Annotated in this window: 14 protein-coding genes; 7 read left to right on the top strand and 7 right to left on the bottom strand. The window is 66.8% G+C overall.

The window, feature by feature from the left end:
• Nucleotides 1-13: 13 nt before the first annotated feature.
• On the top strand, nucleotides 14-982 hold the full coding sequence (locus tag GGR43_RS00385; RefSeq protein ID WP_188069969.1) for a glucokinase: 969 nt from the start codon (nucleotides 14-16) through the stop codon (nucleotides 980-982).
• Nucleotides 983-1,405: 423 nt separating this feature from the next.
• Here GGR43_RS00385 and GGR43_RS00380 read toward each other — a convergent pair whose 3' ends face one another.
• Nucleotides 1,406-1,828, bottom strand: coding sequence for a glycine zipper 2TM domain-containing protein (locus GGR43_RS00380; protein ID WP_188069968.1), 423 nt, complete (start codon nucleotides 1,826-1,828; stop codon nucleotides 1,406-1,408).
• Nucleotides 1,829-2,057: 229 nt separating this feature from the next.
• Between GGR43_RS00380 and GGR43_RS00375 the strand changes: the two genes are divergently transcribed.
• On the top strand, nucleotides 2,058-3,059 hold the full coding sequence (locus GGR43_RS00375) for an esterase-like activity of phytase family protein (protein WP_188069967.1): 1,002 nt from the start codon (nucleotides 2,058-2,060) through the stop codon (nucleotides 3,057-3,059).
• 193 nt (nucleotides 3,060-3,252) lie between these two features.
• On the opposite strand, the gene rpmB is transcribed toward GGR43_RS00375, so the two are convergent.
• Nucleotides 3,253-3,546 carry a 50S ribosomal protein L28 gene (rpmB, locus tag GGR43_RS00370; RefSeq protein ID WP_188069966.1) on the bottom strand — a complete coding sequence of 98 codons (294 nt, stop codon included), beginning with the start codon at nucleotides 3,544-3,546 and terminating at the stop codon, nucleotides 3,253-3,255.
• A gap of 163 nt (nucleotides 3,547-3,709) precedes the next feature.
• Between rpmB and GGR43_RS00365 the strand changes: the two genes are divergently transcribed.
• On the top strand, nucleotides 3,710-4,168 hold the full coding sequence (locus GGR43_RS00365) for a nucleoside deaminase (RefSeq protein ID WP_188069965.1): 459 nt from the start codon (nucleotides 3,710-3,712) through the stop codon (nucleotides 4,166-4,168).
• A gap of 81 nt (nucleotides 4,169-4,249) precedes the next feature.
• Here the strand turns inward: GGR43_RS00365 and GGR43_RS00360 are convergent, their stop codons facing one another.
• Entirely contained in the window at nucleotides 4,250-6,109 is a 1,860-nt protein-coding gene (locus GGR43_RS00360) for a hypothetical protein (RefSeq protein WP_188069964.1), read from the bottom strand.
• A gap of 109 nt (nucleotides 6,110-6,218) precedes the next feature.
• On the opposite strand from GGR43_RS00360, the gene GGR43_RS00355 reads away from it, so the two are divergent.
• Nucleotides 6,219-6,653: a GtrA family protein gene (locus GGR43_RS00355; protein WP_188069963.1), complete on the top strand. Its 435-nt coding sequence runs from the start codon at nucleotides 6,219-6,221 to the stop codon at nucleotides 6,651-6,653.
• A 235-nt stretch (nucleotides 6,654-6,888) separates the two neighbouring features.
• Nucleotides 6,889-8,868, top strand: a complete 1,980-nt coding sequence (gene parE, locus GGR43_RS00350; protein WP_188069962.1) for a DNA topoisomerase IV subunit B — start codon at nucleotides 6,889-6,891, stop codon at nucleotides 8,866-8,868.
• A 242-nt stretch (nucleotides 8,869-9,110) separates the two neighbouring features.
• Here parE and GGR43_RS00345 read toward each other — a convergent pair whose 3' ends face one another.
• From GGR43_RS00345 to wecB, 4 genes are all read right to left on the bottom strand, one after another.
• Nucleotides 9,111-9,662 (bottom strand): sugar O-acetyltransferase, encoded by a 552-nt coding sequence (locus GGR43_RS00345; protein WP_188069961.1) that lies wholly within the window; start codon nucleotides 9,660-9,662, stop codon nucleotides 9,111-9,113.
• Between the two features lies 1 nt (nucleotide 9,663).
• Nucleotides 9,664-10,362, bottom strand: a complete 699-nt coding sequence (locus GGR43_RS00340; RefSeq protein ID WP_343054361.1) for a fatty acid desaturase CarF family protein — start codon at nucleotides 10,360-10,362, stop codon at nucleotides 9,664-9,666.
• 64 nt (nucleotides 10,363-10,426) lie between these two features.
• On the bottom strand, nucleotides 10,427-11,728 hold the full coding sequence (gene wecC, locus GGR43_RS00335) for a UDP-N-acetyl-D-mannosamine dehydrogenase (RefSeq protein WP_188069959.1): 1,302 nt from the start codon (nucleotides 11,726-11,728) through the stop codon (nucleotides 10,427-10,429).
• Nucleotides 11,718-12,833, bottom strand: a complete 1,116-nt coding sequence (gene wecB / locus GGR43_RS00330; protein ID WP_188069958.1) for a non-hydrolyzing UDP-N-acetylglucosamine 2-epimerase — start codon at nucleotides 12,831-12,833, stop codon at nucleotides 11,718-11,720. Before wecB ends, wecC begins: the two co-directional genes overlap by 11 nt.
• 270 nt (nucleotides 12,834-13,103) lie before the next feature.
• Here wecB and GGR43_RS00325 point away from each other — a divergent pair, with 270 nt between their 5' ends.
• Together GGR43_RS00325 and rpoB are read left to right on the top strand one after the other, a co-directional pair.
• Nucleotides 13,104-14,765, top strand: a complete 1,662-nt coding sequence (locus tag GGR43_RS00325) for a methyl-accepting chemotaxis protein (protein ID WP_223177225.1) — start codon at nucleotides 13,104-13,106, stop codon at nucleotides 14,763-14,765.
• A gap of 572 nt (nucleotides 14,766-15,337) precedes the next feature.
• On the top strand, nucleotides 15,338-19,492 hold the full coding sequence (gene rpoB, locus GGR43_RS00320; protein WP_188069956.1) for a DNA-directed RNA polymerase subunit beta: 4,155 nt from the start codon (nucleotides 15,338-15,340) through the stop codon (nucleotides 19,490-19,492).
• Nucleotides 19,493-19,581: the final 89 nt, after the last annotated feature.

The following is a 19,581-nucleotide window of genomic DNA, read 5'->3' as shown; positions in this document are numbered from 1 at the left end:
GTATAACCTTGGTATGAGCCATGAAATCATCGCCGTCGATATCGGCGGGACCAATGCCCGCTTCTGCCGCGCCCGCATCAGCAAGGGCGGCGCGCCGCAACTGGGCGCCATCCGGAAATACAAGGTGGAGGATCACCCGACCCTCGCCGATGCGTGGCGCCATTTCGCGCAGGATGAAGCGGACGCCTTGCCCGATGAGGCCGTGGTCGCTCTCGCCGCGCCGGTGACCACCCCGCCGATCAAGCTGACCAACAGCCCGTGGATCGTCGATCCCGTCGGCCTGAAACGCGATCTGGCGCTGGACCAGTTGATCCTCGTCAACGATTTCGAGGCGATGGCGCATGGCATCATGGCGCTGCCCCGCGATCATTTGACCCATTTGTTCGGGCCGGACAGCGGGCTTCCCCTTTCGGGCGCGACCAGCATCGTCGGGCCGGGCACCGGGCTGGGCGTGGGGCTGGCGTCGCGGGTGGAGGGGGACACCCGCATCCTGCCGACCGAGGGCGGGCATATGAGCTTCGCGCCGGTCGATGAGGAGGACGACCTGCTGCTGTCGCAACTGCGCAAGCGGTTCGGCCGGGTGTCGGTCGAACGGGTCGTTTCCGGGCGCGGGCTGGGTTATATCCACACCGCGCTGGCGGAACTGGCGGCAAGCGGCGAAACCACGCCGGAGGATGCGGTGCTGTGGCAGGCGGCGCTCGACGGGCGGCAGCCGCTGGTGCGCGAGGCGCTCTCGCGCCTGTGCATGAGCTATGGCGCGGTCACCGGCGACCTGGCGCTGGCGCATGGCGCGGGCGCGGTGGTGCTGGCCGGCGGGCTGACCGGGCGGATGAAAGAAGCGCCGGAATTCCAGGGTTTTTACGAGCGGTTCCTGGCCAAGGGCCGCCATCGCCGCATCATGGAAACGCTGCCGGTCTATCACGCCGACCACCCCGAACCCGGCCTGTTCGGCGCGGCGGCGGCAGGGGCGGCGCGGCTCTGAAGCGGGCGTGTGATGGTGGGGATGTGATTCTGAGCGCCGATGGTTCGCGCGGAGATGCGGAGACGCAGAGGGGGCTTTCCCTAACGTCACCCCGGCGCAGGCTGGGGTCGCAGGTCATGTCGCGCGTTGCCTCCTGAGATGCCAGCCTGCGCTGGCATGACGGGGTAGGAGCGGATGGAAAGCGGATTTCTCCCCCACAGCCGCTTGCCCTGAGCCTGTCGACCCGAAGGGCGGGCGGAAGCCAACGGCTGCTTTTCTTGGCCAGAAGGACAGGGCTTCGACAAGCTCAGCCCGAACGGATTTCTTATGTCCTTACTGGAGCAAAACAGACGTCCGGTCAGAACCCCTTCGCCGCCAAAAAGAAAGCCCCCGGTCCGCGTGGGACCGGAGGCCAAGGTTCAGGGGAGGGAAATCATCCGTTCGTCAGCAGCGGCCGTCGTTCCGGTCGATGGCGTGGCCGGCCAGCGCGCCCACGGCTGCGCCGATGACGGAGCCCGTGGTCCGGTCGCCGGGGCGCGCCACGCTGTTGCCGAGCAGGCCGCCCGCGACCGCGCCGATGATCGCGCCGCCGGTGCCGTCGTCGCGGCAGCGATAGCGATCCCCGCGATAGCCGCGATAATAGTCGCCGCCGCGATAGGAGCGCGCATCGCGATAATAGGTTCCGCGATAGCGATCCCGGCCGTTATTATAGCCGCGATAGTTGTAACCGCGATAATCCTGGCCGCGATAATGGTCGCCGGGGCGGTAATGTTCGCGCGCGGCGGCGGGGGTGGCGGTAAGGGCGCCGATCGACATGAGGCCGATCCCCATCGCCGCGCCGAGCTTGCGGATTAATGTCTTGCTCATATCGACTTCCTTTCAAATCCTTTGCGGGCGGGGTGAAGGCCGTAGGGCGAATCACCGGTCCCGTCATGATTCGGATATGCCCCATCGGCATTGAGCCTTCCCTGAATGGCGCTGTCAGCGGCGGTTCAGCTTTGCGCGACCGGCCGCGCGGATGCGGCGGCCCGTCGCTGCCGCCATACCCTGCGCGCAGGTTTCCTTTCGCTGCAAATGGCTATAGGACGCTGCGGTAATGCGTATCCTGCTCGTTCTTCTGTTCCTGTTCCTGACGGCGATGACCGGCCGCTATGTTCTGGAGGAGGTCAAAAAGCCGCCGAGGGCCGAAAACGGGCTGATGCGCATCGCGGCAAAGCCGCTGGTGCTGGACAGCGGGCGGCCCGAGCGGACCCGGCTGGGCGATCTGCATTTCCTCGGTGCGTGGGAGCTGACGGGACCGGACCGGTCCTTTGGCGGGCTGTCCTCGCTTCATATCCTGCCCGACGGGCGCATCCGCGCGCTCAACGACACCGCGACGATGTTCACCTTCCCGCAGCCGGGCGTGCCGGGCATGGGCGAGGTGAAATGGCTGCCGATCATCCGCAAGCGCACGGGGGGATGGCTGCCCAATTCCACCGACAGCGAATCGATGGCGGTCGATCCGCGCACCGGGGCGATCTGGGCGGGGTTCGAGATGACGCAGATGATCTGCCGCTATCCGCCCGACCTGTCGCGGGTGGAGGAATGCCGGACCTGGCCGGAAATGAAGGGGTGGACGGAAACCTCCAGCATCGAATCGCTGGCGCGCCTGTCCGACGGGCGGTTCCTGGTCATCGCGGAAGGCGCCCATGGCTATGGCGAGGGGCGCGACGTGCTGCTGTTCGCGGGCGACCCGGCGGCGGCGGACGCGATCCCGCCGATCCTGATGCGCTACATACCGCCGAGCGGCTACGACCCCACCGACGCCGTCCAGATCGGCGAGGACAAGCTGCTGGTGCTGAACCGGCGCGCGACCATCTACGAAGGCTTCACCGCGATCCTGACGCTGGTCGACATCGGCCATATGGCGCCGGGCGTCACCCTGCCGGGCAAGCAGGTCGCCCGCCTCGCGCCGCCGGTGCTCGCGGACAATTTCGAGGGGCTGACGCTGGAACGCGGGCCGGACGGACAGCGCATCCTGTGGATCGTCTCCGACGACAATCATCTGTTCTTCCAGCGCACGCTGCTGCTGAAATTCGCGTTGCCGGAGGAATTTTAGGCATTCCTCCCCCTTTGGGAGAGGGGCACAGTCCGCTGGACGTGAGGCATGATCGGAGGGCATTGCGCTTGACGGATGGTGCCCCTCCACCACCCTGCGGGTGGTCCCCCTCCCGTGCCGGGGAGGAATGGCACACGCAAAAAAAAGCGGCCCCGGAGGAGCCGCCCTTTCATTCGCTATGTCCGGCCGCGAATCAGGCGGCGACGGCAGTGCGCTTCTTGCTGATCTCGCGCTTCAGGCGGCGGGCCTTCAGCGACAGCTTGTCGTCCGAGGTCTTGAGCAGCCAGTTGTCGAGGCCGCCATTATGCTCGACCGAGCGCAGGCCATGCGTCGACACGCGCAGCTTCACGCCGCGTTCCAGCGTTTCGGAGAGAAGCGTCACATTCTGCAAATTCGGCAGAAAGACGCGCTTGGTCTTGTTGTTCGCGTGGGAAACATTGTGTCCCACCTGACGACCCTTGCCGGTCAGCTCGCAAATGCGCGACATATCAATCAATCCTGTTCATCGGTACTGCATGAAGCCGCCCCGCATGGGCAGCCTTCCGGAAAGCCGCGCGGATAGCCGGATCGGTCCGGTTCGTCAAGTCGCGCCGTGCTTTATCCTGCCCGCGCGCTTGCCATAGCGGGCGCGGCGGCGATAGGGAAGGGCGATGCCGTCCGTCTTCCCCTTGCCCGCCGCGATGGCCCGCGCGCTGGAGCTTGCCCGCGCCGCCGCCGCCGCGCAGGAGGTGCCGATCGGCGCGGTGGTGACGCGCGGCGGGACGATCATCGGCGAGGGGGAAAATCGCAACCGGCGCGACAACGACCCCACCGCCCATGCGGAGATAGTCGCGATTCGCGCGGCGGCGGCGCATGTCGGCGATTTCCGCCTGACCGATTGCGATCTCTACGTGACGCTGGAACCCTGCCCGATGTGCGCGGGCGCCATCGCCCATGCGCGAATCGCCCGGCTCTATTACGGCGCGGAAGATCCCAAGGGCGGCGGCGTGGAGCATGGCGCGCGGGTCTTTGCCCAGGCCCAATGCCATCACCGGCCGGAGGTCTATGGCGGGCTGGGCGAGCGGGAGGCCGCCGCGCTGCTGCTCGATTTCTTCGCCGCGCGGCGCTGAGGTCTCGCAGTCCGTTCGGAGATTTGCGGAAGAGCGAAATTTCGACACTGCCATGCGCCGCAGGGCGCATTTCCGGACGCCTCAATAATCGATTCGATAGAGGCGATAGGGCATTTCGGCCGTGGTGCGCAGCTTCACCTCGTGCAGCCAGCCCGGCAGCTTCCCCTTTTCGGCGAGGCTGTAGAAGCCCTGCGGGCTGCGCGCGCGATAGATGGTGCCTTCGGGGAAATCGGGGCAGACCAACAGATAGCGCGCGCCATGGCGGCGGGCGATCGCGCGGAAGACCTCCGGGCTGCCGTCGAATGCATGATGGATGTCGAGGATCGCCGCCCCGTTGCGGTGATAGGGCCCGGCGATCGCGCTGTGGTGCGTCGTCGCGATCAGGCGCGGGCCGAGATCGACCAGCGTGAAGATGGTCGCGGGCGGCAGCTGGTCGAGCGTCTCCAGCGCGGGCAGCGTGCGGCAGCGGGCATTGGCGCGGCGGATGCGCTCCAGCCGCGCCTTGCGGGCGTCGGCCTGCGCCTGCTGCTGCGCGTTGACGGGCGCGCCGCCCACGAGCGCGGTTTTCCAGCGCGTGAACCCGCCCTGCACGGCATCGGCATTGAACAGCGCCAGCATCGCCGCCACCCCCGCCAGCCCGGCGATGCGGGCGGGCCAGCGCCCCCCGGCGATCCAGCGCAGCGCGGCATAGCCGGCCCAGGCGACCGCCGGAATGGCGAGCAGCTGCGCGGCGGGACCGGCCCGGATCTGCCAGAACATCAGACCCAGCGCGAACAGCGTCATCAGCGCGACCGTGCCCCAGGCCCAGAGCCGCTCGCCGTCGCGGCGCACCGCGATGCAGCCGATGAGCGCGGCGATCGCGCCGCCGACCGGCAGCGCCAGCATCGATATCGCCGAGGGGAGCGACTGGGCGGTGATCGGCTTGGCCTCGCGCACATGGGACAGCCACAGCCGGTCGAGTTCGGGTGAGATCTGATAGGCGCCGGTGAAGCATTGCGGCCAGTTGAGCAGCGCGAAGCCGCCCACCGCCGCGCCGACCGCCGCCCCCACCGCGAGGCGCGCCGGCCATGTGCGCAGCGGCAGCAGCGACAGCGCCAGCATGCCGCCCGCCGCGATGCCCAGCACCGCGACCCAGACCGGCGAGAGCGCGTCACAGACGGGCAGGCGGTTGGCGTTGCTCGCGAACCCGGCATAGAGCAGGCCGGTGCCGCTGCCGAGCGCCAGCGCATAGGGCGCCATGCGTCGGCCCGCGCCCGGCTTGAACACCCAGCGCAGCGCGATCAGCGCCCCCGCGCCCGCGAGATAGACCATCATCTCCATGCCGATGGCGATGGAAAGCGCGCTCGCAAAGCCCGCGACCAGCCCGCCGCGCAACCATTTGCGGTCGACGATCCCCGCCAGCATCGCGACGGTCAGCGCCAGCTGCCAGCCATGATGATCGATGCGCAGCGGCATGTACATCGCAAGGCCCATCGGCGCGCCGAGCGGGGCGAGCACGGCGATGATCCACGCGGCGCTGTCCGGCGCGGTCAGCCGCCGGGTGATGAAGCCGAGGCTCAGCATCAGCGGCAGCAGGGGAAGCAGCGGCGCCGCCGCGCAGGCCCAGCGATCCGCCAGTCCCTGTTCCAGGACCAGGCCGAGCAGCAGCATCAACCCCGCGATCGGCAGGTCGACGAGGCGCGACCAGTGGATATTCGCCCCGCCCGGCGGATCGAGCCGGTACTGGCGCAGGTCGAACCAGCCCTGCCCGGCCAGCCAGTCGCGCACCTGCACATAGCGCATATTGTCGTCGGTATCGCCGAGCGTGAACCAGTGGATATTGTCGGCCCGGATCGCGAGATAATAGGCCGCGATGCCCAGCCAGATCAGGAAGGTCAGCCATTTCCAGTTGTCGTTCGCCCAGCACAGGGTGCGATGGCTCGCGGTCCTGACGGCGGACATGATCCGGCTTTGGGTGCTTTCCCTCATGGGCGTCAGGGATTAGAGCGATCCGCGCAAAGCGCAACGGCTTTGTGACGGCAGGAAGGCACGGCATGGGAAACCGCATCGCATGAGGACGCTCTGGCACGGCCTGGCGCCGGAAAGGCGCGCGCTGGCGGCGCAGATCGCGCGCTATGGCGTGGTCGGGCTCGGCGTCACGCTGGCGCAGGCGGCGGTCTACTGGCTGCTGGCGGCGCGGGCGGGCGTGCACAGCCAGATCGCCAATCTGGCGGGCTATGGCGTCGCCGCGCTGCTGGGCTATGGCTTGCACGGGCGCTTCACCTTCGTCGATACCGGCGGCACGCGCGACACCGGCGCGAAGGCTCATGCGGTGCGCGGCGCGCGCTTCGTCGCGGTGTCGCTGATCAGCCTCGCGCTCAATGCGCTCTGGGTATGGCTGTGCGTGTCGTGGATGCGCTGGCCCGAATGGACGCCGATCCCGGCGATGATCTTCGTGACGCCGGGGGTGGTGTTTCTGCTGAACCGGGCGTGGGTGTTCAGGTAGGGTGGCAGTTGAGGGAACGCCCATAACCCATCCCCCGTTCGGGCTGAGCCTGTCGAAGCCCTGTCCTTCTTCTTGCCCCAAGAGAAAAGCAGCCGTTGGGCTTCGCCCGCCCTACGGGTCGACAAGCTAAGGGCGAACGGAGATTGGGGGATTGGTCGGCCTTGCCTCCCATGTTGCCATAAGGCTGAAGTCCTCCCCCTTGCGCAGGCCGTTCCCCGCGCCCTATAGCTACGCCATGTCCGAAGACCTTTTCGCTTCCTCCGCCTCCGCCACATCGGGAAATTACGACGCGTCCTCGATCGAGGTGCTGGAGGGGCTGGAGCCGGTGCGCCGCCGCCCCGGCATGTATATCGGCGGCACGGACGAGCGGGCGCTGCATCATCTCGCCAGCGAAGTGCTCGACAACGCGATGGACGAGGCGGTCGCCGGCCATGCGACGCGGATCGAGGTGACGCTGGAGCCGGGCAACCGCCTCACCATCGTCGACAACGGACGCGGCATTCCGGTCGGCATGCACCCCAAATTCCCGGACAAGTCGGCGCTGGAGGTGATCCTGACCACGCTGCATTCGGGCGGCAAATTCTCCGACAAGGCCTATGCGACCTCCGGCGGCCTGCACGGCGTCGGCGTGTCGGTGGTGAACGCGCTGTCGGTGGAAACGGTGGTCGAGGTCGCCCTCAACCGCGAATTGTTCCGCCAGAGCTTCAGCAAGGGCCACCCGCAAGGCCCGCTGCAAAAGATCGGCGCGGCGCCCAACCGGCGCGGCACTTCGGTCAGCTTCGTGCCGGATACGGAGATTTTCGGCGCGCATCATTTCAAGCCCGCGCGGCTCTACCGGCTGGCGCGTTCCAAGGCGTATCTCTTCGCGGGCGTCGAGATTCGCTGGAAATGCGCGCCCGAACTGATCAGCGACGACACCCCCGCCGAGGCGGTGTTCCAGTTCCCCGGCGGCCTTGCCGACCATCTGGCCGAGCAGATCGCGGGCCGCGAATGCGCGACGAAGGATTTCTTCTCCGGCACGCAGGATTTCGCGGGCGCCGTGGGCCGCGCCGAATGGGCGATCGCCTGGCCGCTCTGGTCGGACGGCAGCTACAGCTGGTACGCCAACACCATCCCGACCCCCGATGGCGGCACGCATGAGGCGGGGCTGCGCACCGCGCTGGTCAAGGGCATCCGCGCCTTCGGCGAGCTGGTGGGGGTGAAGAAGGCGAAGGACATCACCGCCGATGACGTGATGACCGGCTGCGAACTGATGCTCTCCGTGTTCATCCGCGACCCACAGTTCCAGAGCCAGACCAAGGATCGCCTCACCAGCCCCGAAGCGGCGCGTCTGGTCGAGGCGGCGGTGCGCGACCATTTCGACCATTTCCTCACCGACAATATGGACCGCGGCAAGGCGCTGCTCTCCTATGTGGTCGACCGGATGGACGAGCGGCTGGCGCGCAAGGCCGAGAAGGAGGTGAAGCGCAAGACCGCGACCAGCGCGCGCAAGCTGCGCCTGCCGGGCAAGCTGACCGATTGCAGCGCGGACGATCCGGCGGGCACGGAAATCTTCATCGTCGAGGGCGACAGCGCAGGCGGCTCGGCGAAGCAGGCGCGGGATCGCAAGACGCAGGCGATCCTGCCGATCCGGGGCAAGATCCTGAACGTGGCCTCCGCGACCGCGCAGAAGATTCTCGCCAATCAGGAAATCGCGGACATCATTCAGGCGCTGGGCTGCGGCGCGCGGAAGGACTGCAACCCCGACACGCTGCGCTATGAGCGCATCGTGATCATGACCGACGCCGATGTGGACGGCGCGCATATCGCGACGCTGCTGATGACCTTCTTCTTTCAGGAGATGCCGGAACTGGTGAAGCGCGGGCATCTGTTCCTCGCGCAGCCGCCACTCTATCGCCTGACCAGCGGGGGCAAGAGCGTCTATGCCCGCGACGACGCGCACAAGGATGCGCTGCTGGCGACGACGCTGAAGGGCAAGAAGGTCGACGTGTCGCGCTTCAAGGGGCTGGGCGAGATGAACCCGGCGCAACTGCGCGAAACGACGATGGACCCGAAGACGCGCAGCCTCATCCGCATCGTGCTGCCCATGGAGTTCGAGGATCAGGCGGCGGTGCGCGATCTGGTCGACCGCCTGATGGGCAACAACCCCGCCCACCGCTTCGCCTTCATTCAGGAGAATGCGGCGGAGGTCGACGAGGACATGATCGACGCCTGAGAATTGGCCGCTATTCCGTTCAGGCGGAGCCTGCGGAACGCGATTTCCTGTGCTTCGGTGCTCACGGACCTTAAGTCCGCTGCGCTCCGATGCTCGGAACTCGCGCCCCTCGGCTCCGCCTGAACGGAATATCGAACCAATTCTTCTTCGTCATGCCAGCGCAGGCTGGCAACGCTGGAGGCTTGGCTGCGCGCTATCGAGGACGATCCCAGCCTGCGCCGGGATGACGAACGAGGGAGCGCTCACCGCACCCGCGCGGGGTTGCCCATCGCCGTTGCGCCAGCGGGAACATCGCGTGTCACCACGCTTCCCGCGCCGATCGTCGCATCATCGCCGATCGTCACGCCGGGCAGGATGATCGCGCCGCCGCCGATCCAGACGTTGCGGCCGATATGGATCGGGCGGCCCCATTCCAGCCCGGTGGCGCGGGTGGCGGCGTCGCGGGGATGGTCCGCCGTCAATATCTGGACGCCCGGCCCGATCTGCGTGCCGTCGCCGATGGCCACCTCCACCACGTCGAGGATCACGCAGTTGAAGTTGAGGAACGCGCCGCTGCCCAGGCGGATATTATAGCCATAGTCGCAATGAAAGGGCGGCCGGATCACAGAGCCCATCCCCACCGACCCCAGCCTTTCCCGCAACAGCGCCTCCCGCTGCGCAGGCGGCAGGGTGGAAGCGGCGTTGTAGCGGGCCATCCACAAGGCGGCGGCCTGCTGGTCGGCGACGATCTCCGGGTCGCCGGCATGATAGGGCTCGCCCGCCAGCATCCGCTGCTTCTGGGTGCGTTCGCTCATCTCACCCCTGCGGCTCCAGCCCCTCGTCGCGGAGCCAGCCGCGACCATAGGCGAACCGAAACAGCGGGTTGAGCAGCGCGTTGCTCCAGCCGCTGTTGGTGGCGAAATCGCGCTTCAGCGTGTCGTGGTGCAACTGGTGCGCCTCCGGTGTCATCAGCAGGCGGGCGCGGCGCATCGCATGGACGATCCACGGATTTTCGTCCCGGTGCAGCGTGCCGTGGAAATATTGGGCGAAGGTGCCGCCGATCAGCAGGCTCAGCATCCCCGCCGCCGCCCAGCCCGGCACCGGCCAGATCAGGCAGGCGGCGTTCAGCAGCAGCGAGCAGGGCAGGGAGCCCGCGATCACCGTCGATCCGATCTGCCGCCACATCGTCCGCCGCCCCAGCGCATGCGGGCGCGGGTGGTGGTTCTTGAAATCGTAGACCAGTTTCTCGAACGGGTTGAGATGGCCCATCGAGGCGCGGAACATCGCCTGATAGTCCGCCGATTCCCGCGATCCCTGATAGAAATAGATGCGGTCGAGGCCGACGCCGAGGCGCGCCGGGAAATAGTCCATCGTCATGTGGACGAGGCCAGACAGCATGTCGGCGAGATACCAGCCCGCGAGCAGCGCTGGCAGCATCCAGAGGCTGGGGTCGCGCAGCGCGAACGCCAGATTGCCCGCGAGGGACAGGCTCAGCAGCAGGACGGAAACGCGCATCAGCATTGCGCGCTTTTACCAGCCCCGGCCGCGAAAGGGCAAGGGCGGGGCGGACAGGGCGGCGTTATTCCCCGACCGCGCGCAGCTTGCCTTCTCCGGGCGCGATCGCGGGCTGGTCGCGCCAGATGCCGCGCGTGTCGTACACCGCCTTGTCGGCGCGCTCGTCGAGCGGCACCGATTTGAACACGTCATGATCGACCAGCACGATGAACACGCCGCACCGTTCGATCGCCGCGTCGATGTCGATCAGCTCCGCGCCCGTGCCCGCGAATTCGACCGGCAGCTCGCGCGCATAAGGCTCGACCAGCTTCACCCGCTGGCCATAGCGGCGGGCGAGGCGGGTGGCGACCTTCACCGCCGGGCTTTCGCGGAAATCGTCGATATTGGGCTTGAAGGCGAGGCCGAGGCAGGCGATCTCCGCGCCCGGAAAGGCGTCTATCAGGTCGCTGGCCTTGGCCACCACATAATCGGTCTTGCCGTCGTTCACCTCGCGCGCGGTGCGGATGAGGCGGGCATTTTCCGGGTCGGCATGGACGATGAACCACGGGTCGACCGCGATGCAATGGCCGCCGACGCCGGGGCCGGGCTGGAGGATATTGACGCGGGGGTGGCGATTGGCGAGCGATATCACTTCCCACACGTCGATGCCTGCCCGGTCGGCGATCACCGAAAGTTCGTTGGCGAAGGCGATGTTGACGTCGCGGAAACTGTTCTCGACCAGCTTCACCATTTCGGCGGCGCGCGCCGAGGTGGTGATGCAGGCACCGCGCACGAAGGTCCGATAAAAGCTCAGCGCCTTCCTCGCGCAGCGCGGCGTGATGCCGCCGATGCAGCGGTCATTGTCGATCAGCTCGACGAGGATGCGGCCGGGCAGCACCCGCTCCGGACAATAGGCGATGGCGATGTCGGCGGGGCCGTTACCCGCGACCGGCATCCTGAGGTCCGGGCGCAGCTCGGCCAGCAGGTCGCGCATCGCCTCGGTCGTGCCGACCGGCGAGGTGGATTCGAGGATCACCACGTCGCCCGCCTTCAGCACCGGCGCGACCGTGCGCGCGGCGTCGAGCACATAGCTGATATCGGGCGCATGGTCCTCCGACACCGGGGTCGGCACGGCGATGACGAACACATCGGCCGCCTCCACGGTGAGCGACGCGCGCAGCAGCCCGCGCGAGACGACGCCCTGAACGAGGCCGTCGAGGTCGACCTCCTCGATATGGACCTTGCCCGAATTGACGGTTTCCACCACATGCGGCGAAACGTCGACGCCCAGCACCCTTGCGCCCGACCGGGCGATCAGCGCGGCGGTCGGCAGGCCGATATAGCCAAGGCCGATGACGGCGACTTTCTGTTCATTCTCAACGGGCATCGGCGATGATCCTTGCAATGCGGGTCGCGGCCTGCCCGTCGCCAAAGGGGTTGTGCGCGCGGGCCATGGCGCCATAGGCGGTGCTATCGTCCAAAAGGCTGAATATTTCGGAAACGATGCGTGGCCCATCGGTTCCGACCAGCCGCGCGGTGCCCGCCGTCACGCCCTCCGGCCGTTCGGTCGTGTCGCGCATCACCAGCACCGGCTTGCCGAGCGAGGGCGCTTCCTCCTGCACGCCGCCGCTGTCGGTCAGCACGATGTGGCTCATGTCGAGCAGGCGGACGAAATGGGGATAATCCAGCGGGTCGATCATCGCGACATTGCGAAGGCCCGCAAGCTGCGCCTCCATCACGCCGCGTACATTGGGATTGGGATGGACGGGGAAGATCACCGCGACATCGGGCCGTGCCGCGATGGTGCGGATGGCCGTAGCAATGGCCTCCATGCCATCTCCGAAATTCTCGCGCCGGTGGCTGGTGACCGCGACGATGCGTTTCCCTGTGAAACGCGCGGCGAGGTCGTCCAGCCCGACGGCGAGCGACGGGTCGGCGTCGATCCGCGCCTTGGTGGCGAGCAGCGCGTCGATCACCGTGTTGCCGGTGACATGGATGCCGGAGGGATCGCGTCCCTCGGCCAGCAGCGCGTCGGCGGCGCCTTGCGTCGGCGCGAAATTGAGGTCGGCGATGCAGGCGACGATGCGGCGGTTGACCTCCTCCGGCCAGGGATGGTGGATGTTGCCGGACCTGAGACCCGCCTCGACATGGGCGACCGGGATCTTGCGATAATAGGCGGCGAGGCTCGCCACCATGGTCGTCAGCGTGTCGCCATGGACGATCACCCGGTCGGGCTTCTCCGCATCCAGCACCTCGCCCAGCGCGGTGATGAGCCGGGCGGTCAGGCCGTCGAGCGTCTGGTTCTCGCGCATCGCGTCGAGATCGATGTCGGGGGTGATGCCGCTCATCTCCAGCACCTGGTCGAGCAGGCCGCGATGCTGGGCGGTCACGCAGATGCGGGTGTCGATACCGGGAACGGCGCGCAATGCGTGCACGACCGGGAACAGCTTGATCGCTTCCGGCCGGGTTCCGAATATCACCACTATCTTCATGACGCCTTCATTTCCCCTATGCGCGATTGCCGTGCGCGATTCCCGTCGATGCGGCGGCTTATCGCAGCGATTGGTGTAAATGTGCTGAACGGCGGAAGGCCGGTCAAATCCGAAAATGCGGGCAGGCCGCCAGGAGCCCCCGTGCAACCCGCTGAAATGAGACGAAATGCGCGGCATGGCGGGTGGAAGTGTAAAACTTTGGCAACCTTTGCCCGGCTATGACCTGTTGGATGGATATCGGATGGACAGGGGAAAGCGGGACGATCCCGCATGAAAGGCCGGATGACGGGGCGCAAGGATAGCAAGGTCCGCCTGCCGGGCAGGATAGTCGAATGGGTCGGCGGCCGGGCCGTCGACGCCAGCCCCGTGTCGCGCCATATCGGCATGGAGCAGGCGCGCGAAGCCGGGCGCGGCGTCGCCCGCACGGTGGTGCCGGTCATCGCGCTGGCGACGACCATCGGCCTTTCCTTTCACAATGAGGTCAACGGCCCCTGGGTGACCGCGCTGGCGGTGATGCAGGTGGCGATCGCCGTCTGCGCCCAGTTCCTGATGCCGTTCACCCGCTTCTGCCGCGTCCGCTATACGTCGGTCGCCGCCTGCTTCACGGCCTTCACCGTCTACACCTTCTTCATCTCGATGGGGTGGGGGCTGCTGATGACGGCGGCCAGCATCGGATCGAGCTTCGCCGCGCAGACGACGCTGCTGTGCATCCATGTCGGCGTGATCTGCGTGGGTGGGCTGACCTTCGCGATGATCCCGCGCGCCTCGCTGGTCTATACCCTCAATGTCGGCGCGCTGGCGCAGCTGCACATCTTCGTGTCGCTGGGCCAGCCGCTGTGGCTGCTGCACGGGCTGGTGCTGCTGTTCTCGTTCATGCTGGCGCAGGCCTATATGCAGATGGCGGGGCAGTTCGTCGCGCGCATGCGGTCGGATATGGAGCGGCGGGATACCGAGCGGCGCATGGCCGAGGCCGAGCGGCTGGAGGTGGAGCGCGCCGCCGCCGCCAAGCTCGCCGCGCGGGCGGAGCGGGAACGGGACCGCGAGCGGGCCGATGCGGAGCGCGAAGCCGCGATGCTCGATCTGGCGACCCGCTATGAGGAATCGGTGGCCACGCTGGCGCGGCAGCTGGACGAGGCGATCAGCGCGCTGGCGACGGTGACCGGCAATATCAGCCAGATCAACGCCAATGCCCGCAACCGGGCGCAGCATGTGCTGGACCTCGCGATCGGCACGACCGAATCGGTCGAGGCCGTCGCCAGCGCCACCGGGGCGCTCAAGCAGGCGGCGTCCAACATCGCGGCCGAGGCGCATGAGCAGGTGGCGATCGGCAATGCGGCGCGGGAGGCGGGCGTCAACGGCCTCGTCAGCCTGAGCGCGCTGGCGCAGCAGACCAGCCATATCGGCGAGATCGTCCGCCTGATCCAGGATCTGGCGAGCCAGACGGGCCTGCTCTCGCTGAACGCCACCATCGAGGCGGCGCGCGCCGGGGAGGCCGGGCGCGGCTTCGCGGTCGTCGCCGGCGAGGTGAAGCAGCTGGCGGCGCAAACCCACGGCGCGGTCGCGCGCATCGACGAGATCATCATGGGCACGCGGGTGAAGATGGAGGAGGCCGACAGCGCGATGCGCTCCGTCGCCGAGACCATCGGCAAGGTGTCGGCGCGCGCGGGGCACATCGCCGACGCGGTGACGAGCCAGCGCCAGACCACCGCCGACATCAGCGAGGCCGCCGCCCGCACCGTCAGCGCATCGCAGCAGGTGCGCGGATCGGCCGACGAGGTGGCCCGCAGCGCGCGCGAGGCCGACTTGCTGGCCGAGGAAATCCGCACGATCATGACCTCGCTGCGATCGAAATCCGACGCGCTGCGCACGACCAGCAACGCGTTCCTCGCCTCGCTGCGCAGGGGACGGGAAGAGGAACGGCCGGCGGCCTGAGGCATTTTTACCGCGTCATGCCAGCGCAGGCCGGCATCTGTGGAGATGGCGCGCGACATGGTCTGTGACCCAGCCTTACGCTGGGGGAGGATGAAGAGAAACCGTTCGGGCTGAGCTTGTCGAAGCCCTGTCCTTCTTCTTGCCCCAAGAGAAAAGCAGCCGTTGGGCTTCGCCCGCCCTACGGGTCGACAAGCCAGGGCGAACGGAGGTGGGTCTGTGGCGGATAAGCCCTAAACCGGCCCTTACATGCGACATCCTGCAGCCGATTTTCCCGCCGCGCCCCCTTCACAAAACCGCCCCGATGCCCTATATCACGCCTGTAATTCCCGTCGTCGGCGCCCTTGTTTCGGGTGGTGGCGGCAAATCCTTCTTCCGTCCGGGACAGGGTTCGATTGGCGGTCGGACCGTGACGAATGGGGCGGAAGGCCTAGGGTTTCATAACGCTGACAGTGCGGTTCGGACAGCCCCGGCCCGCACTTTTTTGCGTCGCTTGGCGTGCGCGAATCGGCTGAGTTTCGCTGGGATGCGAAGAGAATTTTTATCGGCTCAACAGCCCGGAAGGCGGAAAATACATGGCGACCAAGGCGGTATCGACCCCGACAGCAAAGAAGCGCATTCGCAAGGTGTTCGGCAATATCCACGAAGTGGTGCAGATGCCGAACCTGATCGAGGTGCAGCGCGAATCCTACGAGCAGTTCCTGCGGTCCGACCCGTCGATCGGCTATGTCTCCGGCCTCGAAAAGACGCTGCGCTCGGTGTTCCCGATCCGCGACTTCGCCGGCACCGCCGAAATGGATTTCGTCAATTACGAGCTCGAAGAGCCGAAATACGACGTCGAGGAATGCCGTCAGCGCGGCATCACCTACGCCGCGCCGATGCGCGTCACCCTCCGTCTGATCGTGTTCGAGGTGGACCCCGATACCGAAACCCGCTCCGTCCTCGATATCAAGGAGCAGGACGTCTACATGGGCGACATGCCGCTCATGACTGAGAACGGCACCTTCTTCATCAACGGCACCGAGCGCGTGATCGTCAGCCAGATGCACCGCTCGCCGGGCGTGCTGTTCGACCATGACCGGGGCAAGACGCACTCTTCGGGCAAATATCTCTTCGCCGCGCGCGTCATCCCCTATCGCGGCTCGTGGCTCGATTTCGAGTTCGACGCCAAGGATATCGTCAACGTCCGCATCGACCGCAAGCGCAAGCTGCCGGTGTCGGCGCTGCTCTACTCGCTTGGCCTCAATGCCGAGGAAATCCTCAGCGAATTCTACAAGAAGGTGACGTTCGTCCGCGGTCAGGGCGGCTGGCAGATCCCGTTCCTGCCCGAGGCATGGCGCGGCCTTAAGCCCGCCTTCGACGTGGTGGACGCCAAGACCGGCGAGGTGGTGTTCGCCGCCGGGCAGAAGATTTCCCCGCGCGCCGCCAACAAGGCGGGCAAGGACGGGCTGGAGACGCTGCTGATCCCGACCGAGGAAATCTTCGGCCGCTACAGTGCCTATGACCTGATCAACGAAACCACCGGCGAGATCTATATCGAGGCCGGGGACGAGGTTTCGCCCGAAAATCTCGAAAAGCTGGACAAGGCGGGCATCGACCGCATCGACCTGCTCGACATCGACCATGTGACCACGGGTCCGTGGATCCGCAACACGCTGAAGGCCGACAAGGCCGAGGACCGCGACCATGCGCTCGCGGAAATCTATCGCGTGATGCGTCCCGGCGAGCCGCCGACGCGCGAAACCGCCGAAGCGCTGTTCGCTGGCCTGTTTTTCGACCCTGAGCGCTACGACCTGTCGGCCGTGGGCCGCGTGAAGCTCAACATGCGCCTCGGCCTCGAATGCGAGGACAGCATCACCACGCTGCGCCGCGAGGATATCCTCGCCGTGGTCAAGGAACTGGTGAATCTGAAGGACGGCAAGGGCGAGATCGACGATATCGACAATCTCGGCAACCGCCGCGTCCGTTCGGTCGGCGAGCTGCTGGAGAACCAGTATCGCGTCGGCCTGCTGCGCATGGAGCGCGCCGTCAAGGAGCGCATGTCGAGCGTCGACGTGTCCACCGTGATGCCGAACGACCTCATCAACGCCAAGCCCGCCGTGGCCGCGGTGCGGGAGTTCTTCGGTTCCTCGCAGCTCTCGCAGTTCATGGACCAGACCAACCCGCTCAGCGAAGTCACCCACAAGCGCCGCGTCTCGGCGCTCGGGCCGGGCGGCCTCACCCGCGAGCGCGCGGGCTTCGAGGTGCGCGACGTCCACCCGACCCATTATGGCCGCATCTGCCCGATCGAAACGCCGGAAGGCCCGAACATCGGTCTGATCAACAGCCTCGCCACCTTCAGCCGCGTCAACAAATATGGCTTCATCGAAACGCCCTATCGCAAGGTGATCGACGGCAAGGTGACGAACGAGGTCGTCTACCTCTCCGCGATGGAGGAGCAGAAGCACACCGTCGCGCAGGCGAACGCCGAGCTGAACCCCGACGGCAGCTTCGTCGAGGAGCTGATCTCGGCGCGCGAAGGCGGCGAATTCCTGATGGCGCCGCGCGACCAGATCACGCTGATGGACGTTTCCCCCAAGCAGCTGGTGTCGGTCGCGGCCTCGCTCATTCCGTTCCTTGAGAACGACGACGCCAACCGTGCGCTGATGGGTTCGAACATGCAGCGTCAGGCGGTTCCGCTCGTCCGCGCCGAGGCGCCGTTCGTCGGCACCGGCATGGAAGAGACGGTCGCGCATGATTCGGGCGCGGCGATCGCGGCCAAGCGCACCGGCATCGTCGACCAGGTCGACGCGACCCGCATCGTCATCCGCGCGACCGAGGATGTCGAACCCGGCAAGTCGGGCGTCGACATCTACACGCTGATGAAGTTCCAGCGCTCCAACCAGGACACCTGCATCAACCAGCGCCCGCTGGTGAAGGTCGGCGAACTGGTGAACGCGGGCGACGTGATCGCGGACGGCCCCTCCACCGAACTGGGCGAGCTGGCGCTGGGCCGCAACACCCTCGTCGCGTTCATGCCGTGGAACGGCTACAACTATGAAGACTCCATCCTGATTTCCGAGCGGATCGTGAAGGATGACGTGTTCACCTCGGTGCATATCGAGGAATTCGAGGTGATGGCCCGCGACACCAAGCTGGGGCCGGAAGACATCACCCGCGATATCCCGAACGTCGGCGAGGAAGCGCTGCGCAACCTCGACGAGGCGGGCATCGTCTATATCGGCGCCGAGGTGGAGCCGGGCGACATCCTCGTCGGCAAGATCACGCCGAAGGGCGAATCGCCGATGACGCCGGAGGAAAAGCTGCTCCGCGCGATCTTCGGCGAAAAGGCCAGCGACGTGCGCGACACCTCGCTCCGCCTGCCGCCGGGTGTCGCCGGCACGGTCGTCGAGGTGCGCGTGTTCAACCGCCACGGCATCGACAAGGACGAGCGCGCGATGGCGATCGAGCGCGAGGAGATCGACCGTCTGGCGAAGGACCGCGAGGACGAGCGCGGCATCCTCAACCGCGCGACCTTCAACCGCCTGCGCGAAATGCTGCTGGGTCAGGTCGCCACCTCCGCGCCCAAGGGCGTGAAGAAGGGCGTCGAGATCGACGAGGCGCTGCTGGCCGAGGTCGAGCGCCACGAATGGTGGAAGTTCGCCGTCGCCGACGACGCGCAGCAGGCCGCCCTCGAAGCGGTGAAGGCGCAATATGACGAGGCGGTGAAGTCGATCGTCGAGAAGTTCGAGGATCGCGTCGACAAGCTCCAGCGCGGCGACGAACTGCCGCCGGGCGTGCTCAAGATGGTCAAGGTGTTCGTCGCGGTGAAGCGCAAGCTGCAACCGGGCGACAAGATGGCCGGCCGTCACGGCAACAAGGGCGTCATCTCGCGCATCCTGCCGCAGGAGGACATGCCCTTCCTCGCGGACGGCACGCCGGTCGATATCGTGCTGAACCCGCTGGGCGTGCCCTCGCGCATGAACGTCGGGCAGATCTTCGAGACGCATCTGGGCTGGGCCGCGCGCGGCCTTGGCCAGCAGATCAAGACCGCTCTGGAGGACTGGCGCGAGGCCAATCCGAATCCGGAGGCGGCCGAGGCCCCCGAAGCGGTCAAGGAGCGTCTGCTCACCGTCTATGGCGACAAATATGCGGACGAGATCAACGCCCGCACGACCGACCAGATCGTCGAGCTGGCGTCCAACCTCGTCACCGGCGTGCCGATGGCGACGCCGGTGTTCGACGGCGCCCGCGAAGCGGACGTCGCCGAGATGCTGGAGCTGGCGGGTCTCGACCGGTCCGGCCAGTCGGACCTGTTCGACGGCCGCACCGGCGAGAAGTTCGACCGCAAGGTGACCGTCGGCATCATCTACATGCTGAAGCTGCACCACCTTGTCGACGACAAGATCCACGCCCGTTCGATCGGCCCCTACAGCCTCGTCACCCAGCAGCCGCTGGGCGGCAAGGCGCAGTTCGGCGGCCAGCGCTTCGGGGAAATGGAGGTCTGGGCGCTGCAGGCCTATGGCGCCGCCTACACGCTTCAGGAAATGCTCACCGTCAAGTCGGACGACGTGGTGGGCCGCACCAAGGTGTATGAAGCGATCGTCAAGGGCGACGACACGTTCGAGGCGGGCATTCCGGAGAGCTTCAACGTTCTCGTCAAGGAAATGCGCAGCCTCGGCCTCAATGTCGATCTGGCCTCGCTGGACGAGATCGAGGACGACGACGGTTATCAGGCCGCTGCGGAATAAGGGATGCGAAGGGCGGCGGCCTTGCCGGGCCGCGCCCTTCCGCCCCCGCTGCTTCGCCCCGAATTTTGCCTCTGTTCTGAGGAAATGAA

It is taken from the genome of Sphingobium jiangsuense, assembly GCF_014196495.1.
Lineage (GTDB): Bacteria > Pseudomonadota > Alphaproteobacteria > Sphingomonadales > Sphingomonadaceae > Sphingobium > Sphingobium jiangsuense.
Note: the sequence above shows the minus strand (reverse complement) of the source record. Positions and strands in the feature narration are given on the sequence as shown.